General features: G+C 49.0%; 1 protein-coding gene. It reads left to right on the top strand.

What is annotated here, in order from left to right; all coding sequences use genetic code 11:
- A partial coding sequence (locus tag AB9F26_RS22475) for a hypothetical protein (protein WP_369769150.1) occupies positions 1–294 on the top strand: 294 nt, incomplete at both ends.

Raw genomic sequence — 294 nt, 5'->3', positions numbered from 1 at the left:
ATTGGCAAGACTGGTTGGAGAATTCAGAAATCGGCCCAATCGCGTTCCAGATCGGCACGCGCGATCTGTTGACCAAAGAATGCCCTATAAGCGATGAGTGGAAAAATCTTCTATTCGATATGAAGGAGGAGGATGTAGTCCTCAACAAATTTAGCCCCACCGATTTCTATTCATCGGCATACAATAATGGCATGATGCGCGAATTATATGAGCGTTCAAATCGGCAGGTCCCTTTTGCCCAAAAAGGGTCTAACCTCCCGAACGAACCCATCCAAGGCCCCGGTGTGCCCGCCA

Origin of the sequence: Falsihalocynthiibacter sp. BN13B15 (assembly GCF_041205415.1) — a bacterium.
GTDB lineage: Bacteria > Pseudomonadota > Alphaproteobacteria > Rhodobacterales > Rhodobacteraceae > Falsihalocynthiibacter > Falsihalocynthiibacter arcticus.
The sequence above is the reverse complement of the archived record's forward strand: the minus strand, read 5'-3'. Positions and strand labels throughout refer to the sequence as shown.